The sequence below is a fragment of the Pseudarthrobacter xylosi genome, from assembly GCF_055412765.1.
This window is the reverse complement of record NZ_JBVAYT010000004.1, coordinates 178,729-197,542: the sequence shown is the minus strand read 5'-3', so window position 1 is coordinate 197,542 and position 18,814 is coordinate 178,729. Positions and strand designations below refer to the sequence as shown.

General features: G+C 67.0%; 18 protein-coding genes. 4 read left to right on the top strand and 14 right to left on the bottom strand.

What is annotated here, in order from left to right; all coding sequences use genetic code 11:
- The first annotated feature begins 74 nt into the window (after positions 1-74).
- Positions 75-1,043 (top strand): DUF389 domain-containing protein, encoded by a 969-nt coding sequence (locus tag ACZY1F_RS10995; RefSeq protein WP_463941722.1) that lies wholly within the window; start codon positions 75-77, stop codon positions 1,041-1,043.
- Here ACZY1F_RS10995 and ACZY1F_RS10990 read toward each other — a convergent pair.
- The 4 genes from ACZY1F_RS10990 to ACZY1F_RS10975 form a co-directional block, all read right to left on the bottom strand.
- Complete coding sequence (locus ACZY1F_RS10990) at positions 1,012-2,118, bottom strand: flavin-containing monooxygenase (RefSeq protein ID WP_463941721.1); 1,107 nt, start codon at positions 2,116-2,118, stop codon at positions 1,012-1,014. The two genes, ACZY1F_RS10995 and ACZY1F_RS10990, sit on opposite strands and share 32 nt — an antisense overlap.
- Positions 2,115-2,462, bottom strand: a complete 348-nt coding sequence (locus ACZY1F_RS10985; RefSeq protein ID WP_463941720.1) for a hypothetical protein — start codon at positions 2,460-2,462, stop codon at positions 2,115-2,117. Before ACZY1F_RS10985 ends, ACZY1F_RS10990 begins: the two co-directional genes overlap by 4 nt.
- Before the next feature lie 118 nt (positions 2,463-2,580).
- Positions 2,581-4,233, bottom strand: coding sequence for a LuxR C-terminal-related transcriptional regulator (locus ACZY1F_RS10980; protein WP_463941719.1), 1,653 nt, complete (start codon positions 4,231-4,233; stop codon positions 2,581-2,583).
- Between the two features lie 104 nt (positions 4,234-4,337).
- Complete coding sequence (locus ACZY1F_RS10975; protein ID WP_463941718.1) at positions 4,338-5,861, bottom strand: ATP-dependent DNA ligase; 1,524 nt, start codon at positions 5,859-5,861, stop codon at positions 4,338-4,340.
- A gap of 63 nt (positions 5,862-5,924) precedes the next feature.
- Between ACZY1F_RS10975 and ACZY1F_RS10970 the strand changes: the two genes are divergently transcribed.
- On the top strand, positions 5,925-6,527 hold the full coding sequence (locus tag ACZY1F_RS10970) for a dihydrofolate reductase family protein (protein ID WP_463941717.1): 603 nt from the start codon (positions 5,925-5,927) through the stop codon (positions 6,525-6,527).
- Positions 6,528-6,652: 125 nt separating this feature from the next.
- Here the strand turns inward: ACZY1F_RS10970 and groL are convergent, their stop codons facing one another.
- The 3 genes from groL to ACZY1F_RS10955 form a co-directional block, all read right to left on the bottom strand.
- The gene (gene groL / locus ACZY1F_RS10965; protein WP_463941716.1) at positions 6,653-8,263 is read right to left on the bottom strand and encodes a chaperonin GroEL; all 1,611 of its coding nucleotides are present in this window, start codon (positions 8,261-8,263) and stop codon (positions 6,653-6,655) included.
- A 77-nt stretch (positions 8,264-8,340) separates the two neighbouring features.
- On the bottom strand, positions 8,341-8,634 hold the full coding sequence (gene groES, locus ACZY1F_RS10960) for a co-chaperone GroES (RefSeq protein ID WP_056344177.1): 294 nt from the start codon (positions 8,632-8,634) through the stop codon (positions 8,341-8,343).
- A gap of 211 nt (positions 8,635-8,845) precedes the next feature.
- A complete protein-coding gene (locus ACZY1F_RS10955) occupies positions 8,846-9,229 on the bottom strand; it encodes a hypothetical protein (RefSeq protein WP_463941715.1) in 384 nt (127 codons plus the stop codon).
- Between the two features lie 55 nt (positions 9,230-9,284).
- Here ACZY1F_RS10955 and ACZY1F_RS10950 point away from each other — a divergent pair, with 55 nt between their 5' ends.
- Positions 9,285-10,526, top strand: coding sequence for a class I SAM-dependent methyltransferase (locus ACZY1F_RS10950; RefSeq protein WP_463941714.1), 1,242 nt, complete (start codon positions 9,285-9,287; stop codon positions 10,524-10,526).
- Between the two features lie 27 nt (positions 10,527-10,553).
- Here ACZY1F_RS10950 and ACZY1F_RS10945 read toward each other — a convergent pair whose 3' ends face one another.
- Positions 10,554-11,384, bottom strand: a complete 831-nt coding sequence (locus tag ACZY1F_RS10945) for a shikimate 5-dehydrogenase (RefSeq protein WP_463941713.1) — start codon at positions 11,382-11,384, stop codon at positions 10,554-10,556.
- A 96-nt stretch (positions 11,385-11,480) separates the two neighbouring features.
- On the bottom strand, positions 11,481-12,932 hold the full coding sequence (locus tag ACZY1F_RS10940) for a glycoside hydrolase family 3 N-terminal domain-containing protein (RefSeq protein ID WP_463941899.1): 1,452 nt from the start codon (positions 12,930-12,932) through the stop codon (positions 11,481-11,483).
- A 341-nt stretch (positions 12,933-13,273) separates the two neighbouring features.
- On the opposite strand from ACZY1F_RS10940, the gene ACZY1F_RS10935 reads away from it, so the two are divergent.
- Positions 13,274-14,425: a glutamate--cysteine ligase gene (locus tag ACZY1F_RS10935; RefSeq protein ID WP_463941712.1), complete on the top strand. Its 1,152-nt coding sequence runs from the start codon at positions 13,274-13,276 to the stop codon at positions 14,423-14,425.
- A gap of 117 nt (positions 14,426-14,542) precedes the next feature.
- On the opposite strand, the gene tsaD is transcribed toward ACZY1F_RS10935, so the two are convergent.
- The 5 genes from tsaD to alr are packed head-to-tail and all read right to left on the bottom strand — an operon-like array spanning position 14,543 to position 18,795.
- Positions 14,543-15,679, bottom strand: coding sequence for a tRNA (adenosine(37)-N6)-threonylcarbamoyltransferase complex transferase subunit TsaD (tsaD, locus tag ACZY1F_RS10930; protein ID WP_463941711.1), 1,137 nt, complete (start codon positions 15,677-15,679; stop codon positions 14,543-14,545).
- Positions 15,676-16,248, bottom strand: a complete 573-nt coding sequence (rimI, locus tag ACZY1F_RS10925) for a ribosomal protein S18-alanine N-acetyltransferase (protein WP_463941710.1) — start codon at positions 16,246-16,248, stop codon at positions 15,676-15,678. The genes tsaD and rimI overlap by 4 nt, the downstream gene beginning before the upstream one ends.
- A gap of 2 nt (positions 16,249-16,250) precedes the next feature.
- Positions 16,251-16,922, bottom strand: a complete 672-nt coding sequence (tsaB, locus tag ACZY1F_RS10920; RefSeq protein ID WP_463941709.1) for a tRNA (adenosine(37)-N6)-threonylcarbamoyltransferase complex dimerization subunit type 1 TsaB — start codon at positions 16,920-16,922, stop codon at positions 16,251-16,253.
- A complete protein-coding gene (gene tsaE / locus ACZY1F_RS10915) occupies positions 16,922-17,539 on the bottom strand; it encodes a tRNA (adenosine(37)-N6)-threonylcarbamoyltransferase complex ATPase subunit type 1 TsaE (RefSeq protein ID WP_463941898.1) in 618 nt (205 codons plus the stop codon). The genes tsaB and tsaE overlap by 1 nt, the downstream gene beginning before the upstream one ends.
- Positions 17,540-17,556: 17 nt before the next feature.
- Positions 17,557-18,795: an alanine racemase gene (gene alr / locus ACZY1F_RS10910; RefSeq protein ID WP_463941708.1), complete on the bottom strand. Its 1,239-nt coding sequence runs from the start codon at positions 18,793-18,795 to the stop codon at positions 17,557-17,559.
- Positions 18,796-18,814: the final 19 nt, after the last annotated feature.

Sequence of the window (18,814 nt, the reverse complement as noted above, 5' to 3'; positions counted from 1 at the left end):
TCCGAGCCTGCAGGTCAGGGGCGCCGGGGCCGGCCGGAAACTAAGCTGTCCCCAGTCCAGGAAAGGGATCTGACGTGATTGTCCAGATGCGCATATGTGTTCCCCAGGAACTCTCCCACGTGGTGCAGGAATGCTGTGAGGACCAGACCGGAACAGCAGAACTGGCAGTACTGAAGGGAGCGTCCGTGGAGCCTCGTGGCGACCTCATCGAAATCCAGATCGCCCGCGAATCGGTGGAGGAGCTGTTGGAGAAATTGCACGTCCTCAGGGTGCATGAAGCGGGATCCATCTCCATTTCAGCGCCCGAGCTGGTGATCTCCCGGCGTGCGGACGCCGCGGAACAGGCCGCACCGGGCGACGGTGCGGATGCCCTGATCTGGGACGAAGTGACCCGGCAGACCGGTGAGGACTCACGGCTGACCTGGAGCTACCTTGCCTTCCTGGTCCTGGCCACCCAGCTGGCCGCCATTGGCATCGTGACTGACTCGACCATCGCCATTGTGGGTGCCATGGCGGTAGGTCCGGAGTTCGGCCCGCTGGCAGCCCTGGCCGTCGCGCTGGCGCGGGGCAAATGGCGGCTGGGCCGGCACGCCGCCGTCGCCCTGGGGGTTGGTTTCCCGGTTGCCATGCTGCTGGCTGCCTTGGGTGCGTGGCTGTCGGTGCCCCTGGGCCTCTTTCCCGCCGACGTCCTGGACAGCGGTTCGGCTGTGGAGTTCATTTACCATCCGGGGCCGTATTCGCTGATCGTCGCCGTTTTGGCGGGGGCGGCCGGAATGCTGTCAGTCATCAGCCGGCGTTCGGCCGCCCTGATCGGCGTCTTCATCTCGGTGACCACGGTGCCTGCAGCAGGATTCGTGGCCGTGGCGCTGGTCCTCGGCGAATACCAGAAGGCTGCGGGCTCGGCGCTGCAGCTGCTGGTCAACCTCGTAGGAATCGTTGCGGCTGCCGTGGCCGTGCTGGTTTTCTACCGGCTGGTCACCAGGCAGTTGCCCGAGGCCACAGCCCGCCAGCTCAGATGGAGGTTGCGGCGGACTCGCGGCTGACGGGGACCGGGATTTTTCCGGCCAGGTAACGGGCGTCGCGCCTGACACCGGGAAGCGTCGCCGAGGCCGCCGCGTACAGAAATTCCTGGCCCAGGAAGAACAGCCCAGGGGTATCAAGTGCCACGCCGCGTCGCTGCCTGGGCAGCGCGCCGCCGTCGAGCATTGCCTGATCCATCCAGCCGAAGTTATCCCGGAACCCGGTGCACCAGATCACGTTCGAAACCTCCAGCCGGGTCCCGTCCGCCAGTACCGGTATCCCGTCCGCCACTCCGCTGATTCGCGGCACGAGCCTGACGCCTGCGGTGGCCAGGTCCTTGGACTTCGTCCTGATCAGGGGCGCCGCGTGTGCGGTGAAGGAGGGTGCTGCTTTGCGGCCGATCGGGTTGTTGAGCGTAAGGACGTGAAGCCCGGCAAACCGCACCACCGGCAGGAAGTACCGTGCCGCCGTCGGGCCGTGCTTCACGGGAATCTCACCGCCGGGCTTGCCGGCCACGATGGTGGGATGGCTGCGGGACACTTCCAGGCCGATCTCCGCTCCCGAGTTCCCCAGCCCCACAACCAGGACGGGTCCTTCCTGCAGCTGCCCCAGGTTCCGGTACTCGCTGGAATGGAGCTGGACGACCGCGGGGTCCAGGTCCGCGGCGAAATCCGGTATTTTCGGCGCTTGGCTGCAACCCGTGGCGACGACGACGTTATGCGCCTCCCAGCGGCGGCCGTTGGAAGCGGCGACGAAGCGGTTGTCTTCCCGCCACAGGTGGTCGATCCGGACCCCGTTATTCACAGGCAGATCGAACCTTGCGGCGTACCCCTCAAGGTATCCGGCAACGTCGTCCTTCGTTGGAAAGGACAGCGGATCCGCCGGGAACGGAACGCCCGGAAGTCCGTCATACTTTGCGGGCGTAAAGACCCTGAGGGAATCCCAGCGCTGGCGCCAGGCGTCACCTGTCCTTGGATTGGCGTCCAGGATGAGGAACGTCCGGTTCTGCTCTTTCAGGTAGTGGCCAAGGGCAAGGCCTGCTTGCCCGCCGCCGATGATCAGCGTGTCCAGCGTGCCGGTCGAATGGTTGGTGTTCATGACTGCGCTCCTTGGTGATTGAAAGGGATACCTTTGGCTAAACTTTCCGGCAGGCCGGCCGGCGTGCTGTCCGTCCCGTCGTGTCCGCCTTCCCGGTACCGGAGCCACCATGCCAGCATCAGCGCGGATGCCAGGAGGTAGGCAAGGTGCAGGGCCCAGATGGGTCCGGCAGGGAGGTTGAAGACGTAGACGGAGTGGACGGCGTTGGCGACGTTGGTCAGCAGCAGGTTCCCGAGGCTGTAGGACGCCAGGTTCTTCGTCCGGGCTGCCTTGACCAGCATCGGCAGCATTCCGGCGGCGAACAGCACCGTCGAAAGTGTGCCGGCGAGGACTGGAAGGTTCATGCTTTGAGGTTATGGCCGGGCCCCTTGCGGCCGCGTCGGCCGAATTATGCAACTTGCGTCACGGCGCGGCTGGGTATTTCTATGTAGGCCGGGATCGTGTGTCGCCGCAGTTTGGACGTCAGCCTGCGAGCCCGTGTTCGTAGGCGTAGCTGGTGGCGGCCGCCCGAGAGGAGAGGCCCAGTTTCAGGAAGATGTTGCTGATGTGCCGGGCAACCGTCTTCTCGCTCAGGTACAGTTCGCCGGCAATGGCCCGGTTGCCCTTTCCCGTGGCCACCGACTGAAGGATTTCTAGTTCGCGGCGGGTGAGGAAGCCCGCCGTGTGCGCCGTGGGTCCTGCGTCCGTCATGCCTTCGTGCAGCAGTGTCGCGGCCCAGGTTGCCGCCGGCGCTGCGCCCAGGTCCAGGAGCACAGCGTGGGCCGTCTCCAGGTACATGAGCGCCGAGGCCTCATCACCGAGCACGCGGCAGGCACGGCCGGCCAGCGCCTGGCAGCGTGCCGCTTCGAACGGTACACCGAGCTCCTGCCACAGTCTCCACGCCTCCCGGAGCGGTTTCAACGCAGCGGAGGGGTCGCCGTCGGCCAGCCGGACCGCGCCGTCCGCCTGGCCGGCAACGGCCCGGACCATGGGCATAGGGCATTCGCGGGCCAGGGCAACAAGCTCCTGAACGCCTCGCCGCGCGGCTTCCAGGTGGGAGGCGGCCAGCTCGATCTCCACCAGTGCCGGCAACATGTTCCGGCGGGTAGCCTCGTCCGCCGCACCAGCTGCCCGCCGGATCATCGCTTGTGCCTGCTGCGCATTTCCGCGGGCCAGCCAGAGGAGCGCGAGGCCAGGCTGTGGCTCATAGCCAGAGCGGGCAGCCTGCGCATAGGAAGCTTCGGCGTCGTCCAGTTTTCCACTCAGCCGTTCCACTTCGCCCTGCTGGTAGTAGCCGCCGTAAAGCGCCTGGGGGTCCCCATTCATGGAAAGTCCTTGGGCAGCCGCAGCCGCCATCAGCGCCTCGGCCCAGGCCCCGTGGAGAATGAAGAGTTCTGCACGGTGTGACTGGCACTGGCCGCTGAACGACATCATGTCGGGGCGTGCACTGCACCAGCGATCCAGGGCAGCCGTCCATTCCAGGGCCCGCTCCAGGTCGAAGGCAAGGTGGCAATTGCCAATGACAGCGCAATAGATAATTCCTGACGGGATCGGGGAGAGTTCACCTGCCGTAACGGCCACCATGACCTCGTCGAACATCCTGAGTCCCTCGTCAGGGTGACCAAGCATCAGGGTGGCCTGCCCTGTGCCGAGGAGGCCCAGCGCGGACAGGTCTTTGTCCTGGAATCTTTGGCCGAAGTCCGCAACTTGGGAGAAGACCGTCAGGGCGGCTACCGGATCACCGCCATAGAGCTTGCCGAGGCCCCTCGGAACGAGCAGGAGGCCCTGCACCGCGTCCGGCTCGGCCAGTTCATCCACGAGCCGCTGGCCGCGGGCAAACCACCCCCCGGCCCGAGCCGGCTCATCCAGGAACATCAGCTGCATCCCCATCCAACCGGCGCACCGGGCGGCACCAACGACGTCGCCCACAACCAGGTATTCCTCATGGGCCCGGGTGAGGGTCTCGAGCCCAGTTGTGCTTTCCCCGGTCAGGATCTCGGCCGTAGCGAGCCGTTCGAGATCGCCAGCCGGCAGCCCGCCGTGCTTATCGGCTTCACGGAAGGTCTGGTTGGCCTCGGTCCAGCGGTGTTCCTGGAAGGCTGACCTGCCTCGGTCAATGCCTGTTTCAGCTGACATCTGGCCCCTTTTCGGATACCAACCGTCCAAGCAGTTGGCCCGCCGCACGCTGGGCGTGACGGCACTTAAGCGCCACGGTACGCCCGCTCAAGAACCGGCACAACCTACGAACGCAGCAGTGCACGCAACGTCTGAATGGTGTCAGCCTCCGCGGCCATCTTGTCGTCGCGGTAGCGCTTGACGCGTGCGAACCTCAATGCGATTCCGCCCGGATACCGCGAGGATTGCTGCACGCCGTCGATCGCGATCTCAACCACCGTGACGGGCTCAATCCAGACGGTGCCCGCCGTTCGCCGCACCTCAAGCTCCTGGAACCTTTCGGTCTGCCAGCGCAGCTGCGCGTCGGTAAGGCCTTTGAAGGTCTTGCCCACCATCACGTAGGCGCCGGGTTCGCCGAACTCGCCGGTCGGGTCGAGGGCCCCGAGGTGCAGGTTCGACAGCAGCCCGGTGCGGCGTCCTGACCCCCACTCGCAGGCGAGCACCACCAGGTCGTAGGTGAGCACCGGTTTCACCTTGATCCAGTTGGACCCACGCCGACCGGCCGCATAGGCCGATCCGACCGCTTTCACCACCACACCCTCATGGCCCGCGGAGAGCGCATCACGCGACACTCTCTCGGCAACGGCCGCATCCGCTGTGATCTCCCCCGGGATCCGGTACCCGGGAGCGATGTGCTCGAGCACGCCGATGCGCGTCGACAGTGGCTCCTCAAGCAGGTCGCGCCCGTCAAGGTGCAGCACGTCGAAGAACCAGGGATGCAGCACTGTAGCGCGCACCGCATCCGCCCCGAACCGCGACATGGTCTCCTGGAAGGGTCGGGGGCGGCCGTCCTCGTCGAGGGCGAGGGTCTCGCCGTCGAGGATCACATCGCGTACCGGCAGCCCGCGCACCACCTCCACCACCTCGGGCAGCCGGTGGGTCACCTCAGCCAGGGTGCGGGTGTAGATGCGAACATCGTTGCCGGCGCGGTGCACCTGGATGCGCGCGCCGTCGAGCTTGTATTCCACAGATGCTTCCCCCGTCAACTCCAGCGCCGCGCTGGCACTGGCCGCGGTAGAGGCGAGCATGGGCTGCACGGGACGGCCGACGACAAGGCCCACGTCGTCAAGCTCGGCTGCCGTACCCGTGATGGCCAGCAGGGCGGTTTCGCCGAGATTGCCGGAGAGCATCGCGGCGCGGCGTACGGCGTCGACGGGCCGATCGGCGGCGCGGGCCACGGCATCCGTCAGCACGCCCTCAAGCGCACCCGTCCGCAGTTCACCGAGGAGCACGCCGGCGATAAAGGCCTGTTCGCGCTCGGTGGCCGCCGCCGTGAGCAACCGGAGGGTCGCGGCACGCTCCGCGGCTGATCCAGCGCCTGCGGTGGCAAGCAGCCGATCCAGCGCGGCGTCGAGGTCGGCCACCGTCAGGCTCGGCTCGGCGGCCGGCTCGCCCATGGCTGCAGTCATGCCGCGCCAGCCGACTCCTACGCGGCCCTGCCGCGGTTGGGCGATGAGCAAGCCAACGGCCGCCGCGATGTCCACGGGCTCGAGCCGGCGCAGCAGATCGGCCAGTGCGTCGACCTTCGCGAGCCGGGAGCGGGTGGACGCGACGGCATCCGTGGTTTTCACGAGCTCGTCGAGCAGCATGGCACCAGTCTGCCACGGCCGCTGACTCTGTACAGTGCAGGAACGTAGTTCCAGACTGGACGCATGGGAATCATTGTCGCGAACCTGTTCATCACCCTCGATGGCGTCTACCAGGGCCCAGGCGGCCGCGAGGAGGACACCGAAGACGGTTTCGCGTTCGGTGGCTGGCAGGCGCCGGTGTCCGATGACGAGGCCGGGGCGGCCATCAGCGCCGAGATCGACCGCATCGACGCTCTGCTTCTCGGCCGGAAGACCTACGACATCTTCGCGGCCTTCTGGCCACACCAGTCTGATGACATCGGCGCTACGCTCAACCGGGTGCCGAAGTTCGTGGTCTCGAACACGCTGACCGCTCCGACGTGGTCCGGAACTACTGTGCTGCCTGATGCTGAGGCGGCGGGCCGACTCCGCGAGGCGTATGACCAGGTCCACATGTTTGGCAGCGGCGTCCTCATCCGTTCATTGCTCGCGGCAGACGTGATCGACCGCCTCCACCTGTGGCTCTATCCGATCACCCTCGGGCAGGGCAAGCGCCTCTTCGATTCCGGCACTATCCCCGCCTCCTTCCGGCTCGTTGAGCCGGCTCGCAGCTTCCCGAAGGGCGCGGTGTCGCTGGTCTACGAGCGCGCGGGCGACGTCGAGACCCTGGACATGCCGGGCGCATAGGGCGGGGCGCACAAAAAACCGGCCCAGCCGAAGCTGGACCGGTTTTTTGTGCGTCAGGCTCTGGGCCCACGCCGTCAGGGTTCCCTGACCGCGCGAAGCGCGGTGAGGGGGACGGTGGGTGGGGACTAGTGGCTGTGGCCTGCGTGCTCGTCTTCGTTTGCGGGCTTCTCCACTACGAGGGTCTCGGTGGTGAGAACCAGCGCAGCGATGGAGGCCGCGTTGCGCAGTGCTGCACGCGTGACCTTGACCGGGTCGATGACACCGGCCGCGATCAGGTCCTCGTACTCGCCCGTCTTGGCATTGAAGCCGTTGTTGGTTTCGAGCTCGGCAACCTTGGCGGTGACAACGTAGCCGTCGAAGCCGGCGTTCTGGGCGATCCAGCGCAGCGGCTGCACCAGCGCGCGGCGGACGATGCCCACAGCAGCGGCGGCGTCGCCTTCGAGTGCCTTTACTGCAGGATCCTCGTCGAGGGCCTTCAGTGCGTGGATCAGTGCGGAACCGCCACCGGCCACGATGCCCTCTTCGAGGGCGGCGCGGGTGGAGGACACTGCATCTTCGATGCGGTGCTTCTTTTCCTTCAGCTCAACTTCGGTGGCTGCGCCGACCTTGATGACACCGATGCCGCCGGCCAGCTTGGCCAGGCGCTCCTGGAGCTTTTCCTTGTCCCAGTCGGAGTCGGTGCGGGTCAGCTCGGCGCGCAGCTGGGAAACCCGGGCTGCGACGTCTTCTGCGGAACCGGCGCCGTCAACGATGGTGGTGTTGTCCTTGGTGACCGTGATGCGGCGGGCTGTACCCAGCACCTCAAGGCCAACCGAATCCAGGCTGAGGCCCAGTTCCGCGGAGATGACCTGCGCACCGGTGAGGGTGGCAATGTCCTGCAGCATGGCCTTGCGGCGGTCGCCGAAGCCCGGAGCCTTGACGGCAACTACGTTCAGCGTGCCACGGATGCGGTTGACGATCAGGGTGGAAAGGGCCTCGCCTTCAACGTCCTCAGCAATGATGAACAGCGGCTTGGAGCTCTGCAGCGCCTTTTCCAGCAGCGGCAGGAAGTCCTGGACTGAGGAGATCTTGCCCTGGTTGATCAGGATGAGGGCGTCTTCGAGGACGGCTTCCTGGCGTTCGGAGTCGGTCACGAAGTACGGGGACAGGTAGCCCTTGTCGAACTGCATGCCTTCGGTGAGGACCAGCTCGGTCTGCGTGGTGGAGGACTCTTCGATGGTGATCACACCATCCTTGCCGACCTTGCCGAATGCCTCGGCGAGGAGCTCGCCGATTTCATCGCTCTGGGCCGAGATGGCTGCCACGCTGGCAACCTGGGTGCCTTCAACGGGGCGTGCGTTCTCGAGCAGGCGGGCTGCAATGGCTTCTACGGAAACCTCGATGCCGCGCTTGATCTGGCCCGGAGCGGCGCCAGCCGCAACGTTGCGCAGGCCTTCCTTGACCAGGGCCTGGGCGAGCACGGTGGCCGTGGTGGTGCCGTCGCCGGCAACATCGTTGGTCTTGGTGGCTACTTCCTTGGCCAACTGCGCGCCAAGGTTTTCGTACGGGTCATCAAGCTCAATTTCGCGCGCGATGGTGACGCCGTCGTTGGTGATGGTGGGTGCCCCCCACTTTTTGTCGAGGACAACGTTGCGGCCGCGGGGGCCGAGCGTCACCTTGACAGTGTTGGCGAGCTTATCGATGCCGGCTTCAAGCGACCGGCGTGCAGCGTCGTTAAACGCAAGCTGCTTTGCCATGGTTTTGTCCTTTCAAAGACAGAACCCCGCACAGCTGTTCAGTCAGGGACGGAACAGCAGTACGGGGATCCAAAGAGTTACTTTACGACGATCGCCAGAACGTCGCGGGCGGACAGCACGAGGTACTCGTTGCCACCGGTCTTGACTTCGGTTCCACCGTACTTGGAGTAGATAACAACGTCGCCAACGGCTACGTCGACAGGTACGCGGTTGCCGTCTTCAAAGCGGCCGGGGCCTACTGCAACAACCTCACCCTCCTGCGGCTTCTCCTGTGCGGAGTCCGGGATAACCAGGCCGGAAGCCGTGGTCTGCTCGGCTTCGAGCGGGCGGACAACAATACGATCCTCAAGAGGCTTAATAGAGACCGACACTCGGACCTCTCCTTCTACGTCAGCAAAAATTCATGGACATTTGAGCTGCTTCACCGTGGCTGGCAAACCGTCGTCGCGGTGCCGGCAGCAGCCTGGCTGGCAGCTCTTCGTGTATTAGCACCCTCCTAGGGAGAGTGCTAATGATGACTCTATGTACTGGTTAGCACTCGGTCAAGGCGAGTGCCAGAATTATGTCTCCGGCGAACAGACTTTACCGGTCGGTGAGGTCCTCAAAATCGACGTCCTCGTCGCCGTCGTCCCCTTCACTGACGGTGCCCCTCGCCAGATACAGCACCACAGCTCCGCCCACGGCAGCCAGCAGTGAGACCACGAGCAAGATGATGCCGCCTACGCGCGCCCCGGCGTAGAGGCCGCGGATCTCCCCTGCCTCGTCCGTGGCGTCCTGGATGTTCTTGCCGCCCACGGAGTAGACCGTGGCGTTGAACGTGTCCAGAAAGAAGATGATCACGAGCAGCGCGACGCAGACCACGGCCACCGCGGATCCTGCAATCAGCGCGGGGCGGGCGAACTTCACCAGGTCCGGGGTACTGGCTTGGGGTAGTCCGGACGGCTGGGTGCCTGCGCTGTCTTCCATGCCTTCAACCCTAGCCGGATCTGGGCGCCGGGCCACCTCCACTAGGCTTGAACCCATGGCTCAAGCACCGCAGGACCAGATCGCCCCACTGCTCACGAGCGAAGGCTGGGAGCTCCTTGCGTCCCTGGGCCCGTACCGCGAGGACAAGGCCTTCGAGCTCAACGCGGCCCTCCGCAAGGCCGGCCACTCCCCCGCACTGGTCTCCGCCGTCCTCACCCAGTCCCGGCTCCGGACCAAGGCTGAGCTGAAGTTCGGCGAGTTCGCCCGGAGCATGCTGTTCACGCAGGCCGGGCTGGAACAGGCCACGCGTCTCACTGTTGCTGCTCGCCATGCCGAGCGCTTTGCGCAGGCCGGCGTCCGGCACGTGGCGGACCTTGGGTGCGGACTGGCCGCCGACTCCCTGGCTCTGGCCTCGATGGACATCACGGTCACGGCCGTGGAAATGGACGAAACTACCGCCGCCTGCGCCACGGTTAACCTAATCCCCTTCCCCAACGCCACCGTGGTGCATTCGGACGCCACCACTGTTCCCCTGGAAGGGGTCGACGGCGTGTGGCTGGATCCCGCACGACGGGTCACGTCGACCTCGGGTACGAAACGGATCTGGGATCCTGAGGCGTTTTCGCCGCCGCTGTCCTTTGTGGAATCGCTCGCAGCCACCGGGCGCGCCGTGGGCGTCAAAATGGGCCCCGGCATGCCGCACGAATCGGTTCCCGCCGGCTGTGAGGCGCAATGGGTATCGGTAGGCGGCGACGTCACCGAGGTGGCCCTGTGGTTCAACTCCGTGCGCCGGCCTGGAATCCGCCGGGCCGCGCTGCTGCTTGGCCCGCAGGGTGCCGCCGAGCTGACCAGCGCTGACGATTTCGACGGCGGTCCGGTGGCGCCAGTGGGGCCGGCGGCGGGCTACCTGTATGAGCCCGATGGTGCGGTGATCCGCGCCGGCCTGGTGGCCGACGTCGCGCTTCAACTGGGCGGGCACCTGCTGGACGAGCACATCGCCTATATCTGCGCTCCGGAACTGGTGGACACACCCTTCGCCCGGGCGTACAAGGTCCTGGAAGTGATGCCGTACAACGTCAGGGCGCTCAAGGCCTGGGTGAAGGAGAACGGCATCACGGTGCTGGACATCAAGAAGCGCGGCACCTCGGTAACCCCGGAGGAACTGCGCAAGCAGCTGTTCGCCGGAAGCAAGAGCGCCAGCAAGAACACCGGGAAGAAGGCCGGACAAAAAACAGCCACCCTGGTCCTGACCCGCATCGGCGAGGACCGGGTGGCCATCTCGGTGGAACCCGTCTAAAACAGCGAACTGGCCTGAGACCCTGTCCTACTGTGCGCGCATAAAGTCCTCGGCGGCCCGGACCTGCTCGTCGGTGGGCCGCACGCCGGTGTAGAGCACAAACTGTTCGAGCGCCTGGATGGTGGCCACCTCGGCGCCCGTGATCACCTGTTTCCCGGCGATGCGGGCCGCCTTGATCAGGGGCGTCTCGGCCGGCAGCGCCACAACGTCGAACACAACGTTGGCTGCCGCGATCGCATCTTCCGGGAAGGACAGCGAGTCCACGTCCGGGCCGCCTGCCATACTGCCTGCCATACCAATGGGTGTGACGTTGATGATCAGGTCCGCCGTGCCGCCGTCGAGCGTTGCCCGCCATTGGAACCCGTACTGCTCAGCGAGCGCCCGGCCGGTGTCTTCGTTCCGGGCGATGACGGTGACGTCCGTGAAGCCGGCGTCGCGCAGGGCCGCGACGGTGGCCTTGGCCATGCCGCCGGCGCCCTGGACCAGCACCGAGTAGTCCGTGGGTACGGCGTTGCCGGCGAGGAGCTGCTCGATGGCGGTGTAGTCGGTGTTGTAGGCCTTCAGGTGCCCATCCGTGTTCACGATGGTGTTGACCGAATCGATGGCTTTGGCGGACGGATCCAGCTCATCCACGAGGGCCATCACGTCCTCCTTGTACGGCATGGACACCGCACAGCCGCGGATGCCCAGGCCCCTGACGCCGGCGATCGCCTGGGCCAGGTCGGTGGGGGCGAAGGCCTTGTAGATCCAGTTCAGGTCCAGCTGGTCGTAGAGGTGGTTGTGGAACCGCGTCCCGTTGTTGCTGGGCCGGGCCGACAGCGAAATACACAAGGTCATGTCTTTATTCAGAATGGGCACCTGTCCATTAAACGCGTTCCCCCAACTGGGTCGCAGTAGATGTCGTTAAGACCGCTCAAAACGACATCTACTGCGACCCAGTTGGGGAGGGGCCGGTTAGGGGCAGCCCGTCCCGGCCGGATAGCTTCCGACGGCGGCGGGCAGCTTTCCCGGGGCAGCCGCCTTGCCTGCCAGCACGGCAACGACTGCGTCAAAGGCACCCGGAGTCCGGCCGTAGAGCGCAATTTTCACCGGCGCGCTGGAATCCTGCAGCGGCCATGGCGCATCCAAGGCGACTGCGATATCGCCCCCGACCGGACGGCCGGCGTAACCGATGAGGCTGACCAGTGGGCCCGCCCCGGTGCCGAGCCCGGCCTTCGCTGCGGCAGCCTCAAACCGTGCCCGGTCCTGAGGTGATCCTCCAGCGATCCGAATGGTTCCCTGGACGATTGGCGCGCCGCAGTGTCCGGAGAGCACGGTGACTGCGGCCGCGGAGACCCGTGCCGAGATATCGACGTTGCTGCCGGGGGCGGCGCTGGCAGGGGCCGAGCCGGCAGGTGGCGACGTGACGCGGCCGCGCCAGGTCATCATGGTGGCCACCCGGATGGCGGCTTCGTCCAGGCGCGCCGCGGGCAGGGTTCCGGCCGCCACGGCGCTCACGATGGCTGTGTGGGCCTGCCCCACGTCCGTAGGCATCAGGAGCAGGTCTGCACCGGCAGCCAGCGCCGCCGTGGCTGCGGAGCCGCCCGGGTATTGCTTTTGGACTGCCCCCATGTTGAGGGCATCGGTCACGGCCACACCCTTGAAACCCATGCCGCGCAACGCAGCGTACGTGGGGCCGGACAACGACGCCGGGACGCCGGGGTCCAGGGCCGGTACGGCGATGTGCCCGGTCATAACCATGGGCACGCCGGCGGCGATGGCAGCCCGGAACGGCTTCCAGTCCCGGGCCTCAAGCTCCGCGATGCCCTCGGGCTGCACCGGGAGGTCTTGGTGCGAGTCAACCGTGACGGAGCCGTGGCCCGGAAAATGTTTGAGGGCTGGCAGGACGCCGGCTTCCTGCATGCCCTGAGAGAACGCCACGGCCAACGCTCCCGCCGCATCCGGGTTGCCGGACATTGACCGGGCACCGATGGTTGGATCCGCGGGACCGATGGTCACGTCCGCAACGGGCGCGAAGTCCACGGTGAAGCCCAGCGACCCGATCTCCGCAGCCAGGGCCCGGCCGGCGTCCTTGGTGAGCGGCACATTTCCGGTGGCCCCGTAGCTCAGGGCTGTTGGCCATTCGGTCAGGGGTGCGCCGAGCCGCGACACGATGCCGCCCTCCTGGTCCACGCCGATAAGCCCTGGCCAGAGTCTGCCATCGGCCTTCGTGGCCTGCGCCAGCCGGGCGTTGACCGCTGCCAGGGCAGCCGGATCCGCCTGCCCGCGCGCGTCAAGCGGGACGTTGTCGCCCATGATGATGGACCCGGCCAGATGGAGGCGTTCAATGGTTGCGGCCTGGGCTTCGGCATCGGTGCCGGCATATACCGGCATCAGCACCTGGCCGGCCTTCTCCTCGACCGACATCGCCGCCACGGCGGCTACGGCGGCATCCTGGTCCCGCTGTTCGGGGCCCCAGCCCAGCGGACGGAGCCCGGGGTCAGGTGAGGGGGAAGCGGGCGGGGGCGCCGTCGTCGGGCGCTCTGATTCCGGGCTCGAGGCCGGCGCGGGGCTGGAGGTCGCCGGGGTAGGGGTGGGAACCGCCGTGCAGGCCGTCATGGCGGCCACGGCGGCGGCCGCGAAAAAGAGGGTGGATTTGTGAATACACTCACGGCTCCATATGAACAAGGCCATCAAGTCGATGCTACCCCTGCATTAGACTTGAACGCGGCGCGTGCCCAGTGATATCCGAACAGTTAGGGGAACGCATGAAGATTGATTTCGCTTCATCGAAGCAATCAACTCTTGGTGTGGAATGGGAGCTGGCCCTGGTGGACGGCCAGACCGGCGAACTGGCATCGGTCGCCAACGAAGTGCTCAGCGGCGTGGTTGCCAAGCACCCCGAACTCAACGAAGACGACGAGCACCCGCACATCAAGCAGGAACTGCTGCTCAACACCGTGGAGCTGGTCACCGGCATCTGCGAAACTGCCGCCGAAGCCAAGGAAGACCTCAGCAGGTCCCTGGCCGCCGTCCGCGAAATCACCGATCCCATGGGCGTGGAGGTTTTCTGCGCAGGCAGCCACCCGTTCAGCCCGCCGCAGCTGCAGCCCGTGACGGACAAGGCTCGGTACGCCAAGCTGATCGACCGCACCCAATGGTGGGGCCGGCAGATGGTCATCTACGGCGTGCACGTCCACGTGGGCCTGGACCGGCGCGAAAAGGCACTCCCCGTGCTGGACGGCCTGGTCAACTACTTCCCGCATTTCCAGGCGCTCTCGGCGTCGAGCCCGTTCTGGGGCGGGGAGGATACCGGTTACGCGTCGCACCGTGCCCTGATGTTCCAGCAACTGCCGACGGCGGGGCTTCCCTTCCAGTTCCCGTCCTGGGGCGAATACGAGTCCTACGTCCAGGACATGTTCACCACCGGTGTGATTGACACGCTCTCCGAGATCCGCTGGGACATCCGCCCGGTTCCCAACCTCGGCACCATCGAAATGCGCATCTGCGACGGCCTGGCCACGCTGGAGGAAGTGGGCGCCATTGCAGCCCTCACCCAGTGCCTGGTGGACGAATTCTCGACCACCCTGGACAACGGCGGCACCATCCCCACTATGCCGCCCTGGCACATCCAGGAGAACAAGTGGCGTGCCGCCCGCTACGGCATGGAGGCCATCATCATCCTCGACGCCGCCGGCAACGAACAGCTGGTCACCGACCACCTGCTGGAGACCTTGAACCGGCTGGAGCCGGTGGCCGCGAAGCTCGGCTGCCCCGACGAACTGGCGGACGTCGAAAAGATCATCCGCCGCGGCGCCGGGTACCAGCGGCAGCGCCGCATCGCTGCCGAGCACGGCGGCGACCTGCAGGCCGTGGTGCTGGACCTGGTGAAGCAGATGCGGAACGGGCCGACGGGCTAAATCCCACCCCAGAAACGGGGCACTTTGACACGAACACGCCGGCCGCCATCGTAAATTACGACGACGACACGCCCAAAGTGCCCCGCAACGGTTCGGCGGGGGTTTGGGCAGTCGGGGTCAGGCGGGGAGTGAGACCGCGGTGACCGGCATCGACGAGTCCGGGGCGAAGCGGATGCCGCTGGGCCCGATCCCGGCCATCACCAACTGCGCGCCGAGGGCCGCCACCATCGCTCCGTTGTCCGTGCACAGGTCCAGCGGCGGCACATGGAGTTTGATTCCGGCAGACGCACAGCGCTGGCCGGTGAGTTCCCGCAGCCTGGAGTTGGCCGCCACTCCCCCGCCCAAAAGAACGTCTTTGATGCCGTGTTCGCGGCAGGCCAGGACGGCCTTGGACGTGATCACATCCACCACCGCTTCCTGGAAAGCCGCGGCGATGTCGGCCACCGGCACCGCTTCGCCACGGGCCTCGAACTGCTCCACACATCGTGCCACGGCGGTCTTCAGGCCGCTGAAGGACCAGTCGTAGCGGTGCTTCCCCGGCTGCTCGGCGGTGCCCATGTACTTGGGCTGGCTGAGGCCGCGCGGGAACCGGATGGCTTTGGGGTTGCCGGTGCGGGCCAGCTTGTCGATGGCCGGGCCGCCCGGGTAGCCGAGGCCCAGGATGCGGGCCACCTTGTCGTAGGCTTCGCCGGCGGCGTCGTCGATGGTGGAGCCGAGGAGCTGGACGTCGCTGGTGATGCTGTTGATCTTCAGGATCTCGGTGTGCCCGCCGGAGACCAGCAGGGCGCCGAGGTTCTCCGGGAGACGGCCGCCGTGGCCGAGCCCGGCGGCAGGACCGGCCCCACGGCCGGCGGCAGCACCGCCGTCGGGGTTTCCGTCCAGCAGCCCGACGCCGACATGCGCCACCAGGTGGTTGATGGCATACAGCGGCTTTCCGGTGGCCACGGCCAGGGCCTTCGCGGCGCAGACCCCCACCATCAGGGCGCCAGCGAGCCCCGGGCCGGAGGTTACGGCGATGGCGTCCACGTCCTCCAGCGTCACGTCGGCGTCTGCCAGGGCCTGCCGCAGGGTGGGCACGAAGGCGTCAAGGTGTGCGCGGGAGGCGATCTCGGGGATCACACCGCCGAACCGGACGTGCTCGTCCATCGAGGAGGACACCGTGTTGGTCAGCAGCGTGGTGCCGCGGACAATACCGACGCCGGTTTCGTCGCAGGAGGATTCGATGCCCAGCACGAGGGGCTGCGAGCGGTTCATGCCTTGCCTGCTTCTGTTGTGGGATCGGGGACTGGTTCCGGGTCGGCCGGTGTGAGGTCCGGGGCTGCTGCGGAGTGGTGTGCTGTGCCGTCGGGGACCAGCTGCAGCCGCATGATCAGGGCATCGACGCCGTCGCGGTAATACCCGCGGCGGACGTGGATCTGTTCGAAGCCAAACCGCACGTACAGCTGCTGCGCCCGGGGATTGTCCGCGCGGACCTCCAGGAGGACGTCCGCGGCACCGCGGTGCCGGGCTTCGTCGATCAGCCGGGTCAGGAGCGTTGAGCCGATGCCCTTGCCTTCGAATTCAGGCACGACGGCGATGGTCTGGACATCCGCGATGGGCTCGATGCACATCAGGCCGGCGTAGCCCACAATGTCCCCGCCGCTTTCCGCCACCAGGTACCGGCGGGTTTCGTGCTGGGACAGTTCGGACAGGAACATGTGCAGCGGCCACGCGTCGGCCGGGAACAGCCGCTGTTCGAGGGCGTCCACGGCGGGCACGTCGTCCAGGGTCATGTCCCGGAAGACCACTCCGTCGTTGCTGGAACGGTCAGGGCTGGTCGGCATGTTCACAGGGCCCGCTTCCGTGGGCCGGGGACCTGGGCGTCGGATTCGCGGAGGTACAGGGGTGTGGAGTCGAGCAGCTGGCCGCCGGCTGCGAGCCGGGCCAGGGCGAACTGTCCGAGGTAGAGCGCGTCGGGCTGCTCGTTGCAGAAGCCGGGGTCTGCGCGCAGCACGTCGCTGTAGAGTCCGGCGCCGGCGCCGTAGGCAGGGAGGTCCGGCAGGTCAGCGGCGAAGCTGACGTGCGGGCCGTCCTCGAGCTGCGGCAACTGGCCGTCGGCGAGGCTGTACCGCGCCCAGTAGACCTCTTTGCGCCGGGCGTCCGTGACTACCAGGAATTCGGCTGCGGCGTCGGTGGACTCCGCGACTTCCAGCGCCACGGCGTCCAGGCTCATCAGCCCGTACAGCGGTTTGTCCCAGACGAAGGCGAGCGTCCGGGCGGTTGCGATCCCCGAGCGGAGGCCGGTAAACGGGCCAGGGCCCACGCCTACGACGATCGCGTCAATGTCCGGGCCCGTGACCCCGGCCGTGGAAAGCAGGTCCTCGATGCCGGGGGCCAGTACCTCGGCGTGGCTGCGGGTGTCCTCGGTGGAGAAGCTGGCCACCACGCCTTCGAGGGCGTCGTCCGAGACCAGGGCCGCGCTGGCCACGGCGGAGGTGTCGATGGCGAGAATGAGCATCAGGGTGTCCCTTCGATGACGCCGCCCAGGGCAGGCTTGGTGCTCCAGCGGGGACCGAAGCCGCGCAGCACAATGGTGCGGGGTTCGTCGAGGTCCTCGGAGTCAAAGTCCAGGGTTTCGGTGTGGGCGGGGTTGGGTTCCCGTTCCGCCGGATCCGGCGCTCCGCCCAGCCCGACCGGCGCCAGCCCGATGGGTTCCATGCCGATCGCGCGGTGCAGGTCCACTTCCAGCCGGCTCTCGCTCAGGTGCTCCACCCGGCCACGTCCCCACTCCACCACGGTCACGGACGAGTCCAGCGTGTTTTCCAGGTCAATGTCGTCGATTTCCGACGCCGATCCCAGCCGGTACGCGTCCACGTGCACCAGGTCCGGGCCACCGGGCCGCGGACCGTCGGGCAGGTTGGGGTGGATGCGGACCAGGACAAAAGTGGGCGAGATGATGCCCGCGCGCACACCGAGGCCTTCGCCGAGTCCCTGCGTGAAGGTGGTTTTCCCGGCGCCCAGCTCGCCGGTCAGCACCAACAGGTCCCCGGCCTGCAGCTCCGCCCCCAAAGCGGCGGCGAGCGCGTGAGTCTGGTCCGCCGTCGTGACTTTCAGAGTCTCTTCCCAATGGGGCATCTCTGCCGGGGGCACGCTCACGGTGTCGCCTGCCCGGCGTCGGGATTTCCCACGGCAGGACGGCCGACGGCGGGACTTTCGTTAATGACCCGGCGCGGCACCCGCGGGCTGATCCGGGTCACGATCTCGTAGTTGTTGGTCCCGGCGGCGACCGCCCAGTCGTCCGCCGTGGGACCGCCGTCGTCCCCGTTGCCGAACAGCACCGCTTCGGTGCCGAAAAGGTCTGCGCCGCCGGGGCCGATGTTGCCGAGGTCGATGACCATCTGGTCCATGGCGATCCGGCCCACCACGGGGTAGGTCCGGCCGGCCACCCGGACGGGCCCGCCGGTGGCGATCCGGGGCACGCCGTCGGCGTAGCCCAGCGGGATCAGCGCCAGGGTACTGGGGCCACTGGTGCGGTAGCGCAGGCCGTAGGAGACGCCCTGCCCGTCGGGGACCTGCTTGCACTGGGATACCAGGGTGCGCAGCGTCATGGCCGGACGGAGGCCGAGTTCGGCGGACGTCTGGCCTTCAAAGGGTGAGAGGCCGTAGATGCCCAGGCCCACGCGGACCATGTCGAAGTGAGTATCGGGGCGGGACAGCGTGGCCGGGGTGTTGGCCAGGTGGCGGACTTCAGGGTCCACGCCGGCGTCCTCGGCCACGGCCAGCACCTCGCGGAAGGCCGCCAGCTGTTCATCGGTTTCCGGCCGTTCGGGTTCATCCGCCACGGACAGGTGGGAGAAGATGCCCACCACCCGCAGGAGGCCTTGGTCCTGGTACTCGATGGCTTCGCCCACCAGTTGGTCCCAGGCATCGAGCGCCACGCCGTTCCGCCCAAGGCCAGTGTCCACTTTCAGGTGGATCCGTGCGGGTCGCTCCTGGTCACGCGCGGCGGCCACAATGCGGTCCAGTTCCCAGCCGGAGCAGCCGATGTCGACGCCGGCAGCCACGGCTGCTGCGAAGTTGCTTTCCGCCGTGTGCAGCCAGGCCAGCAGGGGGGCTTCGATGCCCGCCGCCCGCAGTGCCAGCGCCTCGGAGATGTGCGCGACGCCGAGCCAGGATGCGCCGGCTTCGAGGGCGGCGCGGGCTACCGGAACCGCCCCGTGTCCGTAAGCATCGGCCTTGACCACGGCCATGACCTTGGCGGGTGAGGCCGCGGCCGCCAGCCGACGCACGTTGTGGCGGATGGCGTCCAGGTCGATGACGGCTGACCGCTCGTACCGAGGGTCAGGTCCTGAGGCCGCACGGAAGTCACCGGTTATTACGGGATAAGTCACCTTAGTGATTCTAGTGCGG